This is a genomic window from Microlunatus ginsengisoli, assembly GCF_039537205.1.
Lineage (GTDB): Bacteria > Actinomycetota > Actinomycetes > Propionibacteriales > Propionibacteriaceae > Microlunatus > Microlunatus ginsengisoli.
The window spans coordinates 70,912-88,391 of sequence record NZ_BAABAB010000021.1 but is presented as its reverse complement, the minus strand read 5'-3'; the positions used below and the strand labels follow the sequence as shown (position 1 = coordinate 88,391).

At 70.8% G+C, this 17,480-nt stretch carries 14 protein-coding genes; 5 read left to right on the top strand and 9 right to left on the bottom strand.

Annotation, left to right across the window (positions count from 1 at the left end; translation table 11 throughout):
- The first annotated feature begins 4 nt into the window (after positions 1-4).
- Positions 5-1,864, top strand: coding sequence for a putative nucleotidyltransferase substrate binding domain-containing protein (locus tag ABD747_RS14540; RefSeq protein ID WP_344805741.1), 1,860 nt, complete (start codon positions 5-7; stop codon positions 1,862-1,864).
- A gap of 16 nt (positions 1,865-1,880) precedes the next feature.
- Positions 1,881-2,723 (top strand): metallophosphoesterase, encoded by an 843-nt coding sequence (locus ABD747_RS14535; RefSeq protein ID WP_344805739.1) that lies wholly within the window; start codon positions 1,881-1,883, stop codon positions 2,721-2,723.
- 23 nt (positions 2,724-2,746) lie between these two features.
- On the opposite strand, the gene ABD747_RS14530 is transcribed toward ABD747_RS14535, so the two are convergent.
- The 8 genes from ABD747_RS14530 to hutH form a co-directional block, all read right to left on the bottom strand.
- Entirely contained in the window at positions 2,747-3,508 is a 762-nt protein-coding gene (locus ABD747_RS14530) for a hypothetical protein (protein ID WP_344805737.1), read from the bottom strand.
- 106 nt (positions 3,509-3,614) lie between these two features.
- The gene (locus ABD747_RS14525; RefSeq protein ID WP_344805735.1) at positions 3,615-4,043 is read right to left on the bottom strand and encodes a VOC family protein; all 429 of its coding nucleotides are present in this window, start codon (positions 4,041-4,043) and stop codon (positions 3,615-3,617) included.
- A 108-nt stretch (positions 4,044-4,151) separates the two neighbouring features.
- Positions 4,152-5,321, bottom strand: a complete 1,170-nt coding sequence (gene hutI, locus ABD747_RS14520; RefSeq protein ID WP_344805733.1) for an imidazolonepropionase — start codon at positions 5,319-5,321, stop codon at positions 4,152-4,154.
- Complete coding sequence (locus ABD747_RS14515; protein WP_344805731.1) at positions 5,318-6,655, bottom strand: formimidoylglutamate deiminase; 1,338 nt, start codon at positions 6,653-6,655, stop codon at positions 5,318-5,320. Before ABD747_RS14515 ends, hutI begins: the two co-directional genes overlap by 4 nt.
- Positions 6,652-7,848: an allantoate amidohydrolase gene (locus tag ABD747_RS14510; RefSeq protein ID WP_344805729.1), complete on the bottom strand. Its 1,197-nt coding sequence runs from the start codon at positions 7,846-7,848 to the stop codon at positions 6,652-6,654. Before ABD747_RS14510 ends, ABD747_RS14515 begins: the two co-directional genes overlap by 4 nt.
- Positions 7,845-9,281 carry a purine-cytosine permease family protein gene (locus ABD747_RS14505; RefSeq protein ID WP_344805727.1) on the bottom strand — a complete coding sequence of 479 codons (1,437 nt, stop codon included), beginning with the start codon at positions 9,279-9,281 and terminating at the stop codon, positions 7,845-7,847. Before ABD747_RS14505 ends, ABD747_RS14510 begins: the two co-directional genes overlap by 4 nt.
- Before the next feature lies 1 nt (position 9,282).
- A complete protein-coding gene (hutU, locus tag ABD747_RS14500; RefSeq protein ID WP_344805725.1) occupies positions 9,283-10,992 on the bottom strand; it encodes a urocanate hydratase in 1,710 nt (569 codons plus the stop codon).
- 253 nt (positions 10,993-11,245) lie between these two features.
- Positions 11,246-12,826, bottom strand: coding sequence for a histidine ammonia-lyase (hutH, locus tag ABD747_RS14495; RefSeq protein WP_344805723.1), 1,581 nt, complete (start codon positions 12,824-12,826; stop codon positions 11,246-11,248).
- 80 nt (positions 12,827-12,906) lie between these two features.
- On the opposite strand from hutH, the gene ABD747_RS14490 reads away from it, so the two are divergent.
- Entirely contained in the window at positions 12,907-13,662 is a 756-nt protein-coding gene (locus tag ABD747_RS14490) for an IclR family transcriptional regulator (RefSeq protein ID WP_344805721.1), read from the top strand.
- A gap of 6 nt (positions 13,663-13,668) precedes the next feature.
- Here ABD747_RS14490 and ABD747_RS14485 read toward each other — a convergent pair whose 3' ends face one another.
- Positions 13,669-15,123 carry an Ig-like domain-containing protein gene (locus tag ABD747_RS14485; protein ID WP_344805719.1) on the bottom strand — a complete coding sequence of 485 codons (1,455 nt, stop codon included), beginning with the start codon at positions 15,121-15,123 and terminating at the stop codon, positions 13,669-13,671.
- 243 nt (positions 15,124-15,366) lie between these two features.
- Between ABD747_RS14485 and fbaA the strand changes: the two genes are divergently transcribed.
- Positions 15,367-16,392 (top strand): class II fructose-bisphosphate aldolase, encoded by a 1,026-nt coding sequence (fbaA, locus tag ABD747_RS14480; RefSeq protein WP_344805717.1) that lies wholly within the window; start codon positions 15,367-15,369, stop codon positions 16,390-16,392.
- Between the two features lie 40 nt (positions 16,393-16,432).
- The gene (locus ABD747_RS14475; RefSeq protein WP_344805715.1) at positions 16,433-17,464 is read left to right on the top strand and encodes a magnesium transporter CorA family protein; all 1,032 of its coding nucleotides are present in this window, start codon (positions 16,433-16,435) and stop codon (positions 17,462-17,464) included.
- The last annotated feature ends 16 nt before the right edge of the window (positions 17,465-17,480 follow it).

Sequence of the window (17,480 nt, the reverse complement as noted above, 5' to 3'; positions counted from 1 at the left end):
GGGAATGGACCGGACCGACCTGGAGCAGTTCCTGGCACGGCATCCGCCGTTCGCGGAGCTCGACCCGGGCACGCTCGCCGAGATGGCGGGCGCCGCCCGGGTCGTGCCGCACGGCGCCGGTGACCTGATCCTCGACGCCTTCCTCGATCCGTCGGTCGAGACGTTCGTCGTCGTCGAGGGCGAGGTCGACGTCTGGGATGACCGGGACCGGATCCTGGAGGCGGCCGACGAGAGGCTCGGGCCCGGCGCTGTCTTCGGCTTCTCGGCGATGCTGACCGAACGCTCCGTCGGTCCGCGGGTGGTGGCGGTCGGGGACGTGGTGGTGGCCGCGATCCCCGCGGCGGTGGTCGAACCGGCCCTGACCTCGGCCGAGGGTGCTCGCTTCCTCGCCGAGCACCTCTCGGCGGCCCTGCGGCGGGCGACCGGCAACCAGGCTTACAGCCTGGTCGAGGAGCTGATCGCCGGCAAGCCGTTGCTGGTCGAGCCGTCGGCGGAGGTGGCGGAGGTCGCGGTCCGGATGACCGAGCACGGCGTCGGCTGTGCCGTGGTCGAGCTCGCCGATGGTCCGTCGCGATACGGGCTGGTCACCGATGCGTTGCTGCGCAGCCAGGTGCTCGCCGGCGGGAGGGCACCGACGACCCCGGTCGGCACGATCGTGGACGTGGAGGTGCCGGCCGTGGACCTCGGCGACACCGCGGCCGAGGCCCTGATGCTGATGCTCGAGCGCGACGCCGGATACCTGCTGGTGCTGGACGACGCCGGACTTCTCCGCGGGGTGGTCGAGCCGCGCGACTTCGCCGTGTCGCCGTCGACCGCCGGCGTCTCCCTGCACGAGCAGCTGCGGCGGGCCTCCAGCGTCGCCGAGCTCGGCCGGCGCGGCCGCCAGGTGACGGCGATGATGATCGATCTGCTGGCTCGCGGCCTCACCTCAGGCCGGGTGATCGCCATCTACTCCGCGATGATCGACACCTTGGTGCGGCGGGCGATCGAGCTGGTCTTCGACCAGCACCCGGAGCTGCCGATCGACGCGTTCACCTGGTTGTCGCTGGGCAGCAACGGGCGGCGGGAGGCGGTGCCGAGCTCGGACGTCGACAGCGCCGTGGCCTTCATCGACACCGTCGACCACACCCTGATCGGCGGCTATCGAGTGGCATTCGACGAGGTGCACGCGGTGCTGGCCTCGGCCGGTCTCAGCCGCGACGACCACGGCGCGATCGCGTCGCGGGCTGCGTTCTCGCGAACGAACGCTGAGTGGCGCTCCGCCGGCCTGCGGTGGATGTCCGCACCGCACAAGAACCAGGGCGCCGTGATGGCCTCGCTGCTGGTCGACGGCAGGCCGATCTACGGCGATCCGGGGCTGCCGGCCGTCAGCCACGTGTTCTCCGACCTGCGTCAGCACAAGGGCACCATGCGGCTGCTGCTGCAGGAGTCGCTCGCCCACCGCGCCAAGCTGCACTCGATGCTCGACGTGCTCACCCGCCGCTCGGACACCTTCGACATCAAGACGTACGCCATCCTACCGATCGTCAACCTGGCCCGGTGGGCCGCCCTCAGCGTCGGATCGGCCGTGCTGCCCACCACCGATCGGCTCCGCGCCGCGGCCGGGTCGGCGATGCTGCCGGAGGAGCGGGTCCAGATCATCGTCGAGGCGTTCGAGGTGCTGCAACGGCTCAGGTTGCGCTATCAGCTGCTCCAGGTGCAGCGCGGCGAGCAGCCGTCGGACCTGCTGACCATGGACCGGCTGTCACCGATCGACCGGAGCATCGTCACCCAGGCCGTGCGCGAGATCGCGGCCATCCAGCGCCGGATGGACAACGTGTCCCAGCGGATCCCGATCGGCGACTGGACGGCACCGGAGACGTGAGGGACGGACGAGCCTGATGGACGGTGCGGTCTGGCGGGACGAGTGGGGGCATCGCTTCGCGGTCATCGGCGATGTCGGCGGCCAGCGCGACGCGCTCCGCGGCGAGCTGGCGCGGCTCGGCGCCGACCCGGAGACCGGGGATCTCCCGCACGACCTGGTGGTCATCCAGGTCGGTGACCTGGTCCATCGCGGTCCGGACTCGGCCGGCGTGATCGCCCTGGTGGATCGCTATCTGCACACCCAGCCCGGGCAGTGGATCCAGCTGGTCGGAAATCACGAGGCCCGATATCTGGCGGCGCCCTCGTTCGACTGGCCGGAGCGCCTGGACGACGAGTCGGTGGCGACGCTGCGCGGCTGGTGGGCCGACGGCCTGCTGCTGGTGGCCGCAGATCTGCACGACATCGGCGGCGAGGACATCTTGATCACCCACGCCGGGCTGACCGAGGGCTACTGGCGGCGGGTGCTCGGCGCGCCGGCCGACGTCGGACGGGTGGCCCAGCTGCTGAACGCCATGATCGGCAGCAGGGACGAATTGTTGTTCCGGCCCGGCCAGATGCTCGGCGGCGGCCGGCCCAACCTCGCCGCCGGGCCGCTCTGGGCCTCCGCGACGACCGAGCTGATGCCCGGCTGGCTGGAGGCATGGCTGCCGTTCAGCCAGGTGCACGGGCACAGCTCGCTGTACGACTGGGCCCAGGACCGCTTCCTGGTCGATCGCGCCATCGCCGGTCGGACCCGGCTGGACCTTGCGGCGCGGCACGCGGTGACCACCCTCGACCGCGGCCGGATCGTCGGCATCGATCCCGGCCACGGTGCCACCGCCGTGGCGTCGTGGCGGTCCTGGGAACCTGGCCTGGGCTGACGCCCGCCGGCGAGCCGCGATCGTCAGTGCGCCTCCGGATCGAGGAGGTATCGCGACAGATGATCGTGCCGTCGGCTCCGCAACGCGCTCGCGACCTGAAGGCCGATCCACCCGATCACGATCGCGGTGACGCAGATGCACGTCGCGACCAGCACGAACCTGGCCGAGGTCAGGGGCACCGCCGGAGCGCCCAGCCCGCGCGCGAGCAGCAGCGACGGTCCGACGATCAGCGCCGCCACGACCGGCACCACCACGAACGGTGCCAGCAGCAGCACGACCCAGCGCACAATCCGGCGCCACTCGGTCCGATGCTGCCAGCGCCAGCCGAGCGGACGCGGGTGATAGGGCAGCAGTAGGCCGATCCAGGACGCGACGGGCAGGATCCCGGCGGGCAGGATCGCGATCACGGCGCAGGCGGCAGCCACCTTCGCCGCCGGCTGGCCCTGATAACCCATCACCAGCGCGATGATCGCGCAGGGGACACCCACGAGCGAGCTCAGCACGATGCTGCGCGCCGCGAGCCAGAGCCGGAACGAGCGGGGGTCGTCCAGCGCCGCCAGGGCGTTCTGGCGGTCCAGTCCGGCGACATTGGTCGACGGCGTGTCGCCGAGCATCCAGGAAGCCATCACCACCGGAAACGCGAGCGGTCCGTGCAGGGTGAACAGCCAGTCGTGGGCGCGCGGGGGCAGCAGGAACCAGGCCGCCGTCATCAGCGCCGCGTTCGCGGCCAGCGCTAGCGGAATCTCGAACGGTGGCCGGAACGCACGCCGATATGCGGCCGCCACCGCCGCAGCCAACGAGCCATCCGCCATGGTCGCCTCCCGATCTCTCGGGCTCGATTATGGCGGTCTGCGGCCCGCGAGGCGACGACTCGGAACTACGAACCGCGGATCAGCCCTGTGCGGCGGCCGATCCGGCGATGTTCACCATCCAGCTGACCCCGAACTTGTCGGTGAGCTGGCCGAAGTAGTCACCCCAGGGCGCCTGGTCCAGCGGCATCCCGACCTGGCCGCCGGCGGCCAGGCCGTCCCAGTAGCCGCGGATCTGGTCGGACTCGGCGCCGCTGATCGACACGGTGATGTTGCTGGTGTCCGGCACACTGCCCATGCTCTCCGGCAGGTCCGAGCCCATCAGGGTGAAGCCGGCCGGCGTGGTCAGCTGGCTGTGCATCACCTTGGTCGCCTCGTCCTCGGCGATGCCGGGCATCTGGAAGTCGGCGAAGGTCGAGACGTCGAGCTGACCGCCGAAGACGGACTGATAGAACTCCATCGCCTCACGCGCGTTGCCGCCGAAGCTGATGTAGGGATTGAGCACGGCCATGACGATTCCTCCCGGTTCGAGTTGCTCCGGCCATTGTGCGCGGAGCCACTGACACTCGATAGACCAGGCCGTCGGGCCGAACTCATCGGTGGCAACCGGAGGGGCGGGTCAGCCGGGCAGCTCCAGTGTGCGAGCGATCGGGACACCGGGTCGGTAGCAGAGGTGGAGGTACGACGGCGCGTCCAGGACCGCGAGATCGGCCCGGGTGCCGAGCTCGATCCGGCCGATGTCGGTGCGCCGGAGCGATCTCGCGGCCCCGGCGGTGGCCGCGTAGAGGGCCTCGGCCGGAGTAAGACCCATCTCGCGGACGGCCAGTGCGAGCATGAACGGGATCGACGACGAATAGCAGGTTCCCGGGTTGCAGTCGCTGGCCAGCGCGATCCGGACGCCGGCGTCGATCAGCCGGCGACCGTCGGGGTACGGCGAACGGGTGGAGAACTCGACCCCAGGCAGCAGCGTGGCGACGGTGCTGTCGCGCGCTCCCGCCAGGGCGTCGACGTCGTCGTCGGTCAGATACGTGCAGTGGTCCACGCTGGCTGCCCCGAGCTCGACCGCCAGCTGCACGCCGGGCCCGTGGCCGAGCTGGTTGCCGTGCACCCGGAGCTCCAGTCCCGCCTCACGGCCGGCCAGCAGCACCCGCCGCGCCTCGTCGCCGGTGAACGCGTAGGGCGATGCGGGCTCGCAGAACACGTCGATCCAGCGCGCATGCGGCCCGGCGGAAACGAGCATCTCGCCGGTCACCAGGTCCAGGTAGCCGGCCCGGTCGTGCCGCCACTCCGGCGGCACGACATGGGCTCCCAGGAACGTGGTCTCGGAGGTGAACTCCGACGCGATCCGCAGGGCCCGGGCCTCGTCGGCGACGCTGAGTCCGTAGCCGCTCTTGATCTCCACAGTGGTCGTGCCCTGGGCGCGCATCTCCGTGACCCGGCGACCGAGCAGCTCCCGGAGCCGCCCGTCGCTCGCGGCCCGGGTGGCGGTCATGCTCGTAGCGATGCCGCCGCCGTCGTACGCCGCGCCGGTCATCCGGGCTGCGAACTCCGCGGCCCGGTCGCCGTCGAAGACGAGGTGGCTGTGTGAGTCGACGAAGCCCGGGATCAGGGCGCGACCGTCCAGGTCGACGCGGCGATCGGCCGCCGGCGCCTCGGCGGCGCGACCGATCCAGACGATCCGGTCGTCCTCCGCGACGACCGCCGCGTCGGGTCGGATGCCGAGTCGGTCCTCGCCGCTGCCGTCGCAGGTCACCAGCTCACCGATGCCGGTGATCAATGTCGAGCTCATCGCTCCTCCAGCGTGGGTAGGGATTCCGCGAGGAGCGTGGCGACCGGGCCGAGCCGGTGCTCGCCGGCGCGCACGACGACCTCGCCACCGACGACGACGGTCCGGACGTCGGCCGCGGTCGCGGAATAGACGATCTGGTCGGGGCGGCTGCCCACGGTGCGGACCGAGTCGCCGGACACCTCGACGAAGTCGGCGAGGGCGCCCGCCTCCAGCCGGCCGGCGTCGGGCCGGCCGAGGCTGCGATGCCCGGTCTCGGTCGCGGCGGCGATCAACTCGGCGGGGGTGAACCGGCCGCGCTCGTTGCTGATCAGCCGCTCGTGCAGCTCGAGCCCGCGAAGCTCCTCGAACATGTCGATCACCGCGTGCTGGTCCGAGCCGAGGGTGAGCGGGCTGCCGGCCGCGGCCAGCGCGTGCGCGGGGCCGATCCCGTCGGCCAGGTCGCGCTCGGTGGTCGGGCAGAAGCAGGCGTACGTCCGCGCCGACCCGAGCGCGGCGATGTCGTCCTCACTCAGGTGGGTCGCGTGCACGGCACTGGTCCGCTCGTCGAGCAGACCGTTCCGGGCCAGCAGCGCGGTCGGCGTGCAGCCGTAGAACGCTTGCACGGCTGCGTTCTCGGCCGGCTGCTCGCTGAGATGCACGTGTACCGGACCGCCGCCGCCGCGCAGACCGCTCACGACCTCGGCGAAACGGGTCAGGTCCTTCTCCGGCACGGCGCGAACCGAGTGCACGGCGGCCCCGACGACCACCCCGGGCGGGGACGACCAGCCGGCCACCCGCTCGGCCCAGTCGTCCACCGAGCCGTCGCTGAACCGCTCCTGCACCGGATCCAGCGGCAGGTGACCGGTTGCGGTGAGCCCGCCGCTGAGATAGCAGACATCCAGCAGGGTGAGCCGGATCCCGGCCTCGGCCGCGGCGGCGACCAGCGCGTCGTTCATCGCGTTCGGGTCGGCGTAACGCCGTCCGCCGTGATCATGGTGCAGGTAGTGGAACTCCCCGACCGCCGTCATGCCGGCCGACACCATCTCGGCATAGACCGCGCGGGCGAGCGCGAAGTAGCCGTCGGGGTCGAGCCGGGACGCGGTCGCGTACATCTGTTCCCGCCAGGTCCAGAACGTGCCGCCGTCGCCGTGGGTGCGTCCGCGCAGGGCCCGGTGGAACGCATGGCTGTGCGCGTTGGCGAAGCCGGGCAGGACGACCCCGTCGAGCCGGACGTCGGCCGGAGCCGCGTCGACGCCGATCTCGACCGCGTCGAACCGGCCGCCGGCGACCGTCAGCCGGACCCGCTCGGCGAGACCGTCGGGAAGCTCGGCGAAGCGCACCCAGTAGGCGGTCACGATCCGGCTCCCACGAGCTCGGCCAGGACGTCCGCCAGCGCATCAACCCCGGCCAGGCAGTCCTCCCGCTCCGCGAACTCGGCGGGGGAGTGCGAGATCCCGGTGGGGTTGCGGACGAACAGCATTGCGGCCGGGATCCCCGCCCCGGCGAGGATTCCGGCGTCGTGGCCGGCGCCGGTGCCGAGCAGCGGCGCGTCCGGCAGGATCGTCCCTAGCTCCTTGATCAACTGGTCGTCGAAGCGGGTCACCGGCGTCCACGACTCCTCCCGCACGGCAGCGTCGAAGCCGCCGGCGGCCGCGGCGATATCGGCCACGGTGGTCCTGACCCGAGCCTCGTCCGCGCCGCGGACGTCGAGCCAGGCCGTGGCGGCCGACGGGATGGCGTTCACCCCGCCGGGAGTGATCTGCGTCTTGCCGACCGTGGCCACGCAACCGTTCGCTTCCGCCGCGGCCCGGGCCGCCAGCACGGTGGAGGCCAGCCCGATCATGGCGTCGTGCCGGTCCTCCAGCCGGGTGGTGCCGGCGTGATTGGCCTCACCGGTGAAGTCGATCCGCCAGCGGCCGTGCGGCCAGATGTCGGTGCCGATCGCCACCGGCCGGTCGAGATCGATCAGCCCCCGGCCCTGCTCGACGTGCAGCTCGACGAACGCGCCAACCCGGCGCAGGGTCTCCGGGTCCGCTCCGATGGACTCCGGGTCGCGCCCGGCGGACCGCAGCGCCTCGGCCATCGAAACGCCGTCGGCGTCGGTCAGTCCCAGCGCGCGCTCGGCGCTCATCGCACCGGTAATGACCCGCGACCCGGCGCAGGCCACGCCGAACCGGGCGCCCTCCTCGTCGCCGAAGTTCACCACGCCGAGCGGCCGGGCCGGGGTGATTCCCCGCTCCCGCAGCCGATCCAGCGCCGCGAACGCGCTGACCACGCCGAGCGGGCCGTCGTACGCGCCGCCATCCGGAACGCTGTCCAGGTGGGAGCCCGTGACGACGCCGGGCCTCGCGTCCGGGTCGCCCCACCAGGCCCACTGGTTGCCCATCCGGTCGGTGGTCAGGTCCAGCCCACGGGTGGTGGCCTCGGCGGCGAACCACTCGCGCAGGTCGTGGTCGGTGCGGGTGAGGGCGTACCGGCGGTAGCCGCCGGAGGTCGGCGACCGCCCGAGGTCGGCGATCGCCGACCAGAGAGCGTCGAAGCTGTTCATACCGAGATCGTCTCCCGATCGTCGTTGGGGTAGATCATCTGCTGCGGCGGGTGCGCGGTCCGCCGCGCCAGTGGGTAGTAGATCGCCGCGGTGGCAACCAGGCCGACCAGCCAGGAGATGTCCGCGCCGCCGAGCAGGTCCGTGATCGGCCCGGTGTAGAGAGTCTGGGCCAGGAACGGGATCTGCAGCACGACCCCGGCGGCGTACGTCCCCAGCGCGATCCAGTTCCAGGAGCCGTAGCGGCCGTGCGCGTCGTAGAAGGCCGGGATGTCGAACCGCTCACGGGAGATCAGGTAGTAGTCCACCAGGTTGATCGCGCTCCACGGGGTGAACACCATCAGCAGCAACAGCACGAAGTTCTTGAAGTAGGTCAGGAAGTCCGCCGACGCGGCCAGCGCGATGATCACCGAGACGGCCAGGAACGCGCAGATGGCGACGGCACGGATGCCCTTGCGGACGTATGTCGTCTTGGTGAACGCCGAGACGGTGGTGAGCGCGCACATGAAGCCGCCGTACGCGTTCAGGCTGTTCACCGTCAGCTTGCCGATCACGATCACCAGATAGATCACCAGGGCGATCAGGCCGCCGCCGGCCAGCTTGCCGATGAAGCCGACCTGGTTGGCCAGGAACCCGCCGTCCGCGGCGCCGGGCAGGGAAGCGATCAGGGCGCCCAGGGTCATCGCCCAAGACGAGCCGACCACCGAGCCGGCCCAGGTCGCCCAGAAGGTCTTGCTGGCCGGGGTGTCACGCGGCAGATAGCGGGAGTAGTCGGCGACGTACGGCCCGAACGTCAGCTGCCAGCCGGCCCCGAGCGAGATCGCCAGCAGGAACGTGACCACGTCGAAGTGCGCGTTGGTGATGAGCCCGGAGCCTGTCGAAGGGCCTAGTTGACCGAGTACTCGGACACTGAGGTAACCGAGTCCGAGGATACCCACCACGGTGGCGATCCGGCCGAGATGATGGATGAACTTGTAACCCAGGATGGCGATCGCGGCGGTCAGCAGGCCGAAGATCACGATGCCGACCCAGGGCGCGTCGACGCCGAGGATCGCGTTGATCGCCTGGCCGGACAGCACGGTGCCGGTGGCGGCGAAGCCGAGATACATCACGATCACCAGGACCAGCGGGATGGCTGCGCCGAGCACGCCGAACTGGGCCCGGCTGGAGATCATCTGCGGCAGCCCCATCCGTGGACCCTGCGCAGAGTGCAGGGCCATCACGATGCCACCGAGGATGTTGCCGATGGTCAGCCCGATGATCGCCCACAGCGCGTCGGCGCCGAACACCACCGCCAGCGCGCCGTCGACGATCGCGGTGATCTGCATGTTCGCCCCGAACCACAAGGTGAACTGGTTCAGCGGGCGGCCGTGCCGCTCGCCGTCCGGCACGACGTCGATGGTGCGGGTCTCCACCATTGCAGCCCCGCCGGCCATCTCAGTTGTCCTCGCGCTGCGTTGACGACGAAGCGCCTTCGCGCTGCGTTGACGAGGCGCCTTCGCGCATGGGCACCCGCACACCCTTGTCCTCGGCCACGTCGACGGCGAGGTCGTAGCCCGCGTCGACGTGCCGGATGACACCCATCCCGGGATCGTTGGTGAGCACCCGGGCCAGCTTCTGCGCGGCCAGCTCGGTGCCGTCGGCGACCGAGACCTGGCCGGCATGGATGGAGCGGCCGATGCCGACGCCGCCGCCGTGGTGGATGGACACCCAGCTGGCGCCGGAGGCGGTGTTGATCAAGGCGTTCAGCAGCGGCCAGTCCGCGATCGCGTCGGAGCCGTCGGCCATCGACTCGGTCTCCCGGTAGGGCGACGCGACCGAGCCGCAATCGAGGTGGTCACGACCGATCGCGATCGGCGCGGACACCACGCCGCGGGCGACCAGGTCGTTGAACGCCAGGCCCGCCTTGTCCCGCTCGCCGTAGCCGAGCCAGCAGATCCGGGCCGGCAGGCCCTGGAAGGCGATCTTCTCCTTGGCGCCGCGCATCCACTTCTGCAGCCGGTCGTTGTCCTTGAACAGCTCCATCACGACCCGGTCGGTCTCGGCGATGTCCTTCGGGTCGCCGGACAGCGCGGCCCAGCGGAACGGGCCCTTGCCCTCGCAGAACAGCGGGCGGATGTAGGCGGGCACGAAGCCCGGGAACTCGAACGCCCGCTCGTAGCCGCCCTTGCGGGCCTCGTCGCGGATCGAGTTGCCGTAGTCGAACACCTCGGCACCGGCGTCTTGGAACTCCACCATGGCCTGCACGTGCTTGGCCATCGACGCCTGGGCGCGGTCGGTGAACTCCTCCGGCTTCTTCTCCGCGTAGTCGGCCCAGTCCTCGACGCTGATGCCCTCCGGCAGATAGGACAGCGGGTCGTGCGCGCTGGTCTGGTCGGTGACGATGTCGATCGGCACGCCGCGGCGAAGCAGCTCGGGGAAGACCTCGGCGCAGTTCCCGACCAGGCCGATCGACCAGGCCTTGCGGTCGGCCTTGGCCTGCAGCGCCTTCTCCACCGCCAGGTCGAGATCCTCCACGACCTCGTCGAGGTAGCGGTGATCGACCCGGCGCTGCAGCCGGGACTTGTCGACGTCGACGATCAGGCAGACGCCGTCGTTCAGGGTGACCGCGAGCGGCTGGGCGCCCCCCATCCCGCCACAGCCACCGGTCAGGGTGAGGGTGCCGGCCAGCGTGCCACCGAACCGCTTGTCCGCGACGGCGGCGAACGTCTCATACGTCCCCTGCACGATGCCCTGGGTGCCGATGTAGATCCAGGAGCCGGCGGTCATCTGGCCGTACATGGTCAGACCGAGCTTCTCCAGCCGGCGGAACTCCGGCCAGTTCGCCCAGTCCGGCACCAGGTTGGAGTTCGCGATCAGCACTCGCGGCGCCCACTCGTGGGTCCGCATCACGCCGACCGGCCGGCCGGACTGGACCAGCATGGTCTCGTCGGCCTCCAGGTCGCGCAGGGTCCGGACCATGGCGTCGAACGACCGCCAGTCACGGGCCGCCCGGCCGGTGCCGCCGTAGACCACCAGATCGTCGGGCCGCTCCGCGTTCTCCGGATCGAGGTTGTTCATCAGCATCCGCAGCGGGGCCTCGGTGGCCCAGCTCTTGGCGGACAGGGTGGTACCGCGCGGTGCGCGGACGGGACGAGCGCCTTCCATGATCTTCAGTCTCCTTTTGCTTGGTCTCCCCGCCCACCCCCGTCCGCCTCCCCCGGCCCCGGAAACTGTGCAGCTCTGACAGCGACACGCCGGCGGCAACTGCAACAGCTGCACAGTTTCTGGCGGAACCGGTGGGTGGGCGGTGGGGTGGTGAGTAGGTGGTGGGCGGTGTGTTGTTCGGGGCGGGTGGGTGCGAGGGTGGGTGCGAGTGGGAGTGCCCTTCGACAGGCTCAGGGCACGGCTGGCGATGCGGTCAGTTGAGGGGGCCGGTCACGGACTCGGCAGCCGCGACGGCGGCGCCGGACGCGACGTAGCCGACAGCGGTCTCGATCTCCGGGGCGAGCCAGCGGTCGACCCCGGGGCCGGGCCAGCCGGCGCTACGAAGGCCGGCGATCACCGCGCCGGTGGCCGGAGCCGGGGCGAGCGGCGCCCGGAGCTCGATGCCGCGGCCGGCGGTGAGCAACTCGATGGCGAGCACCCGGGTCAGCCCGTCGACGGCGCGACGGAGCTTGCGCGCCGACGACCAGCCCATCGAGACGTGGTCCTCCTGCATGGCCGAGCTCGGGATCGAGTCGACCGACGCCGGCGCGGCGAGCCTCTTGAGCTCGGAGACGATCGCGGCCTGGGTGTACTGCGCGATCATGTGGCCGGAGTCGACGCCGGGATCGTCCGCGAGGAACGGGTTGAGGCCGTGGCTGCGGGCCTTGTCCAGAAACCGATCGGTCCGCCGCTCGGCGATGCTGGCCAGGTCGGCGACGACGATGGCCAGGAAGTCCAGGACGTACGCGACCGGTGCGCCGTGGAAGTTGCCGTTGGACTCGACCCGGCCGTCGAGGGTGACGACCGGGTTGTCGACCGCCGATCCCAGCTCGATCCCCGCGACCGCCCGGGCATAGGCCATGGTGTCCCGGGCTCCGCCGGCGACCTGCGGCGAGCAACGCAGCGAGTACGCGTCCTGGACCCGGGTGCATTCCTCGGTCCGATGGGACTCGCGGATCTCGCTGCCGGCCATCAGCGCCCGCAGGTTCGCCGCGGAGGCGATCTGACCGGGATGCGGGCGCAGCCGCTGCAGATCGGCGGCGAACACGTCGTCGGTGCCGAGCTGACCCTCGACGCTCATTGCGGCGGTGACGTCGGCGACCCGAACCAGGTTGTCCAGGTCGGTCAGCGCGAGGCAGAGCATGCCGAGCATTCCGTCGGTCCCGTTGATCAGCGCCAGGCCCTCCTTCTCGGCGAGCACCACCGGCGCGATCCCGGCGGTCGCCAGGGCGTCGGCGGCCGGCAGCAGGGTTCCGGTCGCGTCCCGCACGGTGCCTTCACCCATCAGCGCCAGTGCGCAATGGGCGAGCGGGGCGAGGTCGCCGGAGCAGCCGAGGCTGCCGTACTCGTGCACGACCGGGGTGATGCCGGCATTCAGCAGGTCGACGTACGTCCGCAGCGTCACCTCCCGTACGCCGGTCCGCCCCGTCGCCAGGGTGGAGATCCGGAGCAGCATCAGCGCCCGGACGACCTCGCGCTCGACCTCCGGGCCGGAGCCCGCGGCATGCGAGCGGATCAGGCTGCGTTGCAGCTGGGTGCGGAGCTCGACCGGGATGTGGCGGGTCGCGAGCGCTCCGAACCCGGTCGAGACTCCGTAGTGCGGCTGCGGGTCGTCGGCCAGGGCCTCGATCACCGCGCGCGTCCGGCGGACCTCGGCCAGCGCGTCCTCGGCGATCTCCACCCGCGCCCCCGACCGGGCGACCGCGACGACCTCGGCGATGCTGACCGGGCCGCGGCCGACGGTCACGGGCTGCGCGGTCGGCGGCGGGACCGTGAGCAGAGAAGAAGTGGACATGCATCCATTGGACGGGATGGGACACGCCGGTCGTAAGGTGTGTTCTGGCGCATCCGTCTCATATCTGAGACTCTCGTGGCATGTCCCTGGCCCCGGCGGCGGATGCCGTGCTGCGGATCCTCGTCCTGCTGACCCGGCACGCCGAACCGGTGCCGGCGGCCCAGATCGCATCCCTGCTGGATCTCCCACGCTCGACGGCGTACCGCCTGCTCGGCGCGTTGGAGGAGCAGGGATTCGTCACCTACCTGCCGGAGGAGCGCCGGTACGGCCTCGGCGTGGTCGCCTTCGAGCTGGGCTCGAGCTATTCCCGGCAGATGCCGCTGCGCCGGGTCGCCCAGCCTGTGCTCACCCGGTTGGTCGGGGCGGTGCACGAGAACGCGCACCTCGCGGTGCTGCACGGTGCCGACGTCTACTACGTGATCGAGGAGCGCGCCCCCGGGCGTCCACCGCTGGTCACCGATGTCGGCGTCCGGCTGCCGGCCACCCTCACGGCATCGGGCCTGGCCATCCTCTCGGCCCTCTCGGCGGCCCAGATCCGCGCGGTCTATCCGACCGCGTCCGCGCTGGTGCAACGCGACGGACGCGGGCCGGCGACACTGACCGAGCTGCGCCGCCTGCTGGCCACGGTGCGCCAGCGGGGCTTCGCGTACGAGGACGGGCAGGTGACTGCCGGCCTCGCCTCGGTCGGGGTGCCGGTGATCGACCACACCGGGCACGCCGTCGCCGGGGTATCGGTCACCTATCAGGCCGAGCACGACGACGATGCGCGCCGTCGCGCACTGGTCGAGGCCGTCCAGCGAGCCGCCGACACGCTTCGCCGGCGGCTCGGCGGCTGAGCCCGCTCAGCCGGCCTCGGTGAGCCGGTCGAGCGTCCGGGTCTTGCCCAGCACGGTCACGGTCAGGGTCGCCGTGGATCCGTCGGCGAGCGCCGCGGTCGGCAGCGCCTGCCAGCCGCCGCCGGTCGCCAGCACGGCCGAGCGGGTCCAGGTCGAGCCGTTCGCAGACTTCACGGTCAGCGTGGCGGTGTAGCTGCGCCGGCTGCCGGCCGGCACCTGGACCTCATAGGTGATCGCTCTGTCCCCGCCGCACGGGCAGGTCGCCGAGAACCGGTACGCCGGCAGCGCCGGACACTCGACGGACAGAGCGCCGGCGTTGGCCACGGGTGCAGCCATGCATGTCCCGGCCCCGTCGAGGTAACAGAACCGCGAGGTCACCGCGGCGCCGTCGGCGATCGTGAAGCTCTTCTTCACCGTCTTGCAGGCGGGAACGTCGACAGTGCCGCCGGCCAACGCGGTGCCGTTCACGTAGACGATCTCCCGCAGTGTCGCGGCCCCGCACGGATTGCTGGCCTGCACGGTCACCGGTGCTGCCCCGGCGCAGTCGGCGGCGCAGGCGCTGGAGAGGCTCGGACCGTTCACGCTGCGCAGGGTCGCGACCGTTGCCACCGCAGACTCGGTGGCCGTACCGGCCAGCACCAGCCGCTGGTGGCCGGAGCTGGGACGGGTGATCCACACCCCGCCGGCGGCCGGCGTGACCAGCTTCGCGTCCACCCGGACCGAGCCGACCTTACTCACCTTCACGGTGAAGCCGACCCGGCCCTTGGTGTTGCTGAGCTTGTCCTGCTTGACCAGGGTGGCGTTCGTCTTCGCGGTCAGCACGACCGATCGACCCGAAACCACCTTGCCGTTCTGTGCCTTGACGGTGACGGCACCGGTCACCGACTGGCCGACCACCCCCGAGCCCATCGTCATCGACAGCTTGTAGGGCCCGTGATTCGCCGCCTCCGCAGAGATCTGGGTGACTCGGGCGCGGATCGCGGCGGAGATCTTTCCCTTCTTCACCAGCTTGGCGTAGAAGGTGTCGAACCGCTTGGTCCGCTGGGTCTTCCAGACATAGATCGCCGCCGCGGCCGCGTCCACCTTGGAGGTCGTCCGCCCGTAGTGGTTCGCCACGTACTTCACCCGGGCGGACTCCTCGGCGGACATCCCGGGCACCCGTCCCGGGAGCGGCGCGGCCCCCGAACTGTTCGGATGGTCCTTGTCGAACTCGATGCAGAACCCGGTGCCGTCCGGTGTCTTCCAGGTCCCGAACCACTCGCCGCCGATCACGTAGCCGTGTGCGTGCGAGCCCTTGGTCAGCTTGTGGGCCTTGACCGGAGCGGCCGCGGCGGTCGGAGTTCCGGCCGTGTTCCGGAGCACGAAGACGACGGCGCCGGCGAGCAGCATCGCGAGGATCACCAGCAGGGCGACGGCGGTGAATCGGCGATCCGGATGTCGCAAGGTAGTGACGGGGGGCATGGGGGGCTTCTTTCTCTGGGTTGGCTGCGCCGGTCGAGTGGCCCCCGAGCCACGAGACAACGTCCCACGGAACGATGCCCCCGGATAGTCGGTGCGGGGTTCGTGTCGAAAACGTTGTAAACCAGATCTGCCGGCGGCCGGCGGTGCTGACACGTTTTCCGTTCGGCGCTCGTGATGACAGACTGTGCCTGCCCGCCGCGCGCGAGCGGCGGCAGACAGATCCGTTCGAGGTGAGGAACTGCAATGCCGATCGCAACTCCCGAGGTCTACGCCGCGATGCTGGACAAGGCGAAGCAGGAGTCGTTCGCCTATCCGGCCATCAACATCAGCTCGTCGCAGACCATCAACGCCGCCCTTGCTGGGTTCGCCGAGGCGGGCTCGGACGGCATCATCCAGGTGTCCACCGGCGGTGGGGAGTACGCGTCCGGGCCGACGATCAAGAACATGGTGACCGGCGCTGTCGCGCTGGCGGCCTATGCCCACGAGGTGGCCAAGAACTACCCGATCAACATCGCGCTGCACACCGACCACTGCCCCAAGCCCAAGCTGGAGAGCTTCGTCCGGCCGCTGCTGGCGATCTCCACCGAGCGGGTGAAGAACGGCGGGCTGCCGCTGTTCCAGTCCCATATGTGGGATGGCTCGGCGGTTCCGGTCGAGGAGAACCTGGCCATCGCCGACGAACTGCTGGCGCTCACCGCGGCGGCCAACGTCGTGCTCGAGATCGAGGTCGGCGTGGTCGGCGGTGAGGAGGACGGGGTCAGCAACGAGATCAACGACAAGCTCTACACCACCGTCGAGGACGGCCTGCGGACCGTCGAGGTGCTCGGCACCGGCGAGAAGGGCCGCTACATCACCGCGCTCACCTTCGGCAACGTGCACGGCGTCTACAAGCCGGGTGCGGTCAAGCTCCGTCCGGAGGTGCTGAAGGAGATCCAGGAGAAGGTCGGGGAGAAGATCGGCAAGGCGAGCCCGTTCGACCTCGTCTTCCACGGCGGGTCCGGCTCGACCCTGGAGGAGATCCGCTCCGCGGTCGACTTCGGCGTGATCAAGATGAACATCGACACCGACACTCAGTACGCGTTCACCCGCCCAGCCGCGGGTCATATGTTCGCCAACTACGACGGCGTGCTGAAGGTGGACGGCGAGGTCGGCAACAAGAAGGCGTACGACCCCCGCGCCTGGGGCAAGGCGGCCGAGGCCGGCATGGCCGACCGGGTGATCACCGCCTGCGAGGACCTGCGCAGCACCGGTACGTCGCTGAACGCCTGAGCGCCGACCACCCGGCCGGTCCGGAGCGTAGTCTCCAGCCGTGACCGCGTTGAGTGCTTCCCGACCGACCCCGCTCAGCCGGGTCTGGTCGGGAAGCCGGGTCGTCGCCGACGACCTGACCGGTGAGGACCTCTCCGACGTCCTGCAACTGCACTCCGACGCCTTCGCCTGGTGGGTGCTGCCTCGCTCGGAGCATGCATCGCGAGCACTGCACGAGGTGGCCGGTCAGCTGGAGTTGGACGAGTTCGCGCTCCGCGACCTCACCGCGACCGATCGCCGGGCCAAGTTCGACCAGCTCGACCAGGCGCGGATCGTGGTCACCAACGTGCTCGAGCTGGACACCGACCGCGCGGCGGTGACCGATCGAGCCGTCTCGCTGGTGGTCACCGATCGGGCGCTGATCTGCAGCGCTGACGAGTTCGGCACCTTCCGCCCGGCGGCGGCACTGGCCGGCAAACAGGAGTGGCTGGCCGCCGGCGGCGTCGAGGCGGCGCTGCAGGTGCTGGTTGCGGTGGTGATCAGCAACTACGAACAGGTCGTCGACTGGCTGGAGACCTCCAGCGACGAGCTGGCGAACGCGCTGTTCCACGAGCGGCCGCTGACCAAGGACGAGCAGCTGTGGGCTTTTCGGCTCCGCTCGGTCCTGTCCCGGCTGCGCCGGATGACCGACCCGATGCGGACCGTGCTGTCCGAGCTCGCCGACAGCCTGCCCGACGCCAAGCCGTCCCGGTCCGCGTCCAGCAAGCGGCGCGCCGAGCTGGCCCGGCACTGGCGGCTGCTCGAGGAGCGGCACCAGCGGGTGGCCAATGCGGCGGACGCCCTGCGGGAGGCGCTGTCGTCGGTCTTCGACACCAGCCTCGCGCTGGCCGATCTGCGGCTCAACTCGATCATGAAGAAGCTGACCGGATGGGCCGCCGTGATCGCCGTGCCGACCCTGGTCACCAGCTTCGTCGGGATGAACGTCCGGTTCCCGCTGGTCGGCACTTTGGCAGGCTTCTGGCTGTACTTCGTCCTGATGGTGATCTCCGCGGCGCTGCTGTATGCCCTGTTCAAACGCCGCGACTGGATCTGATCAGCGACGGCGCCGT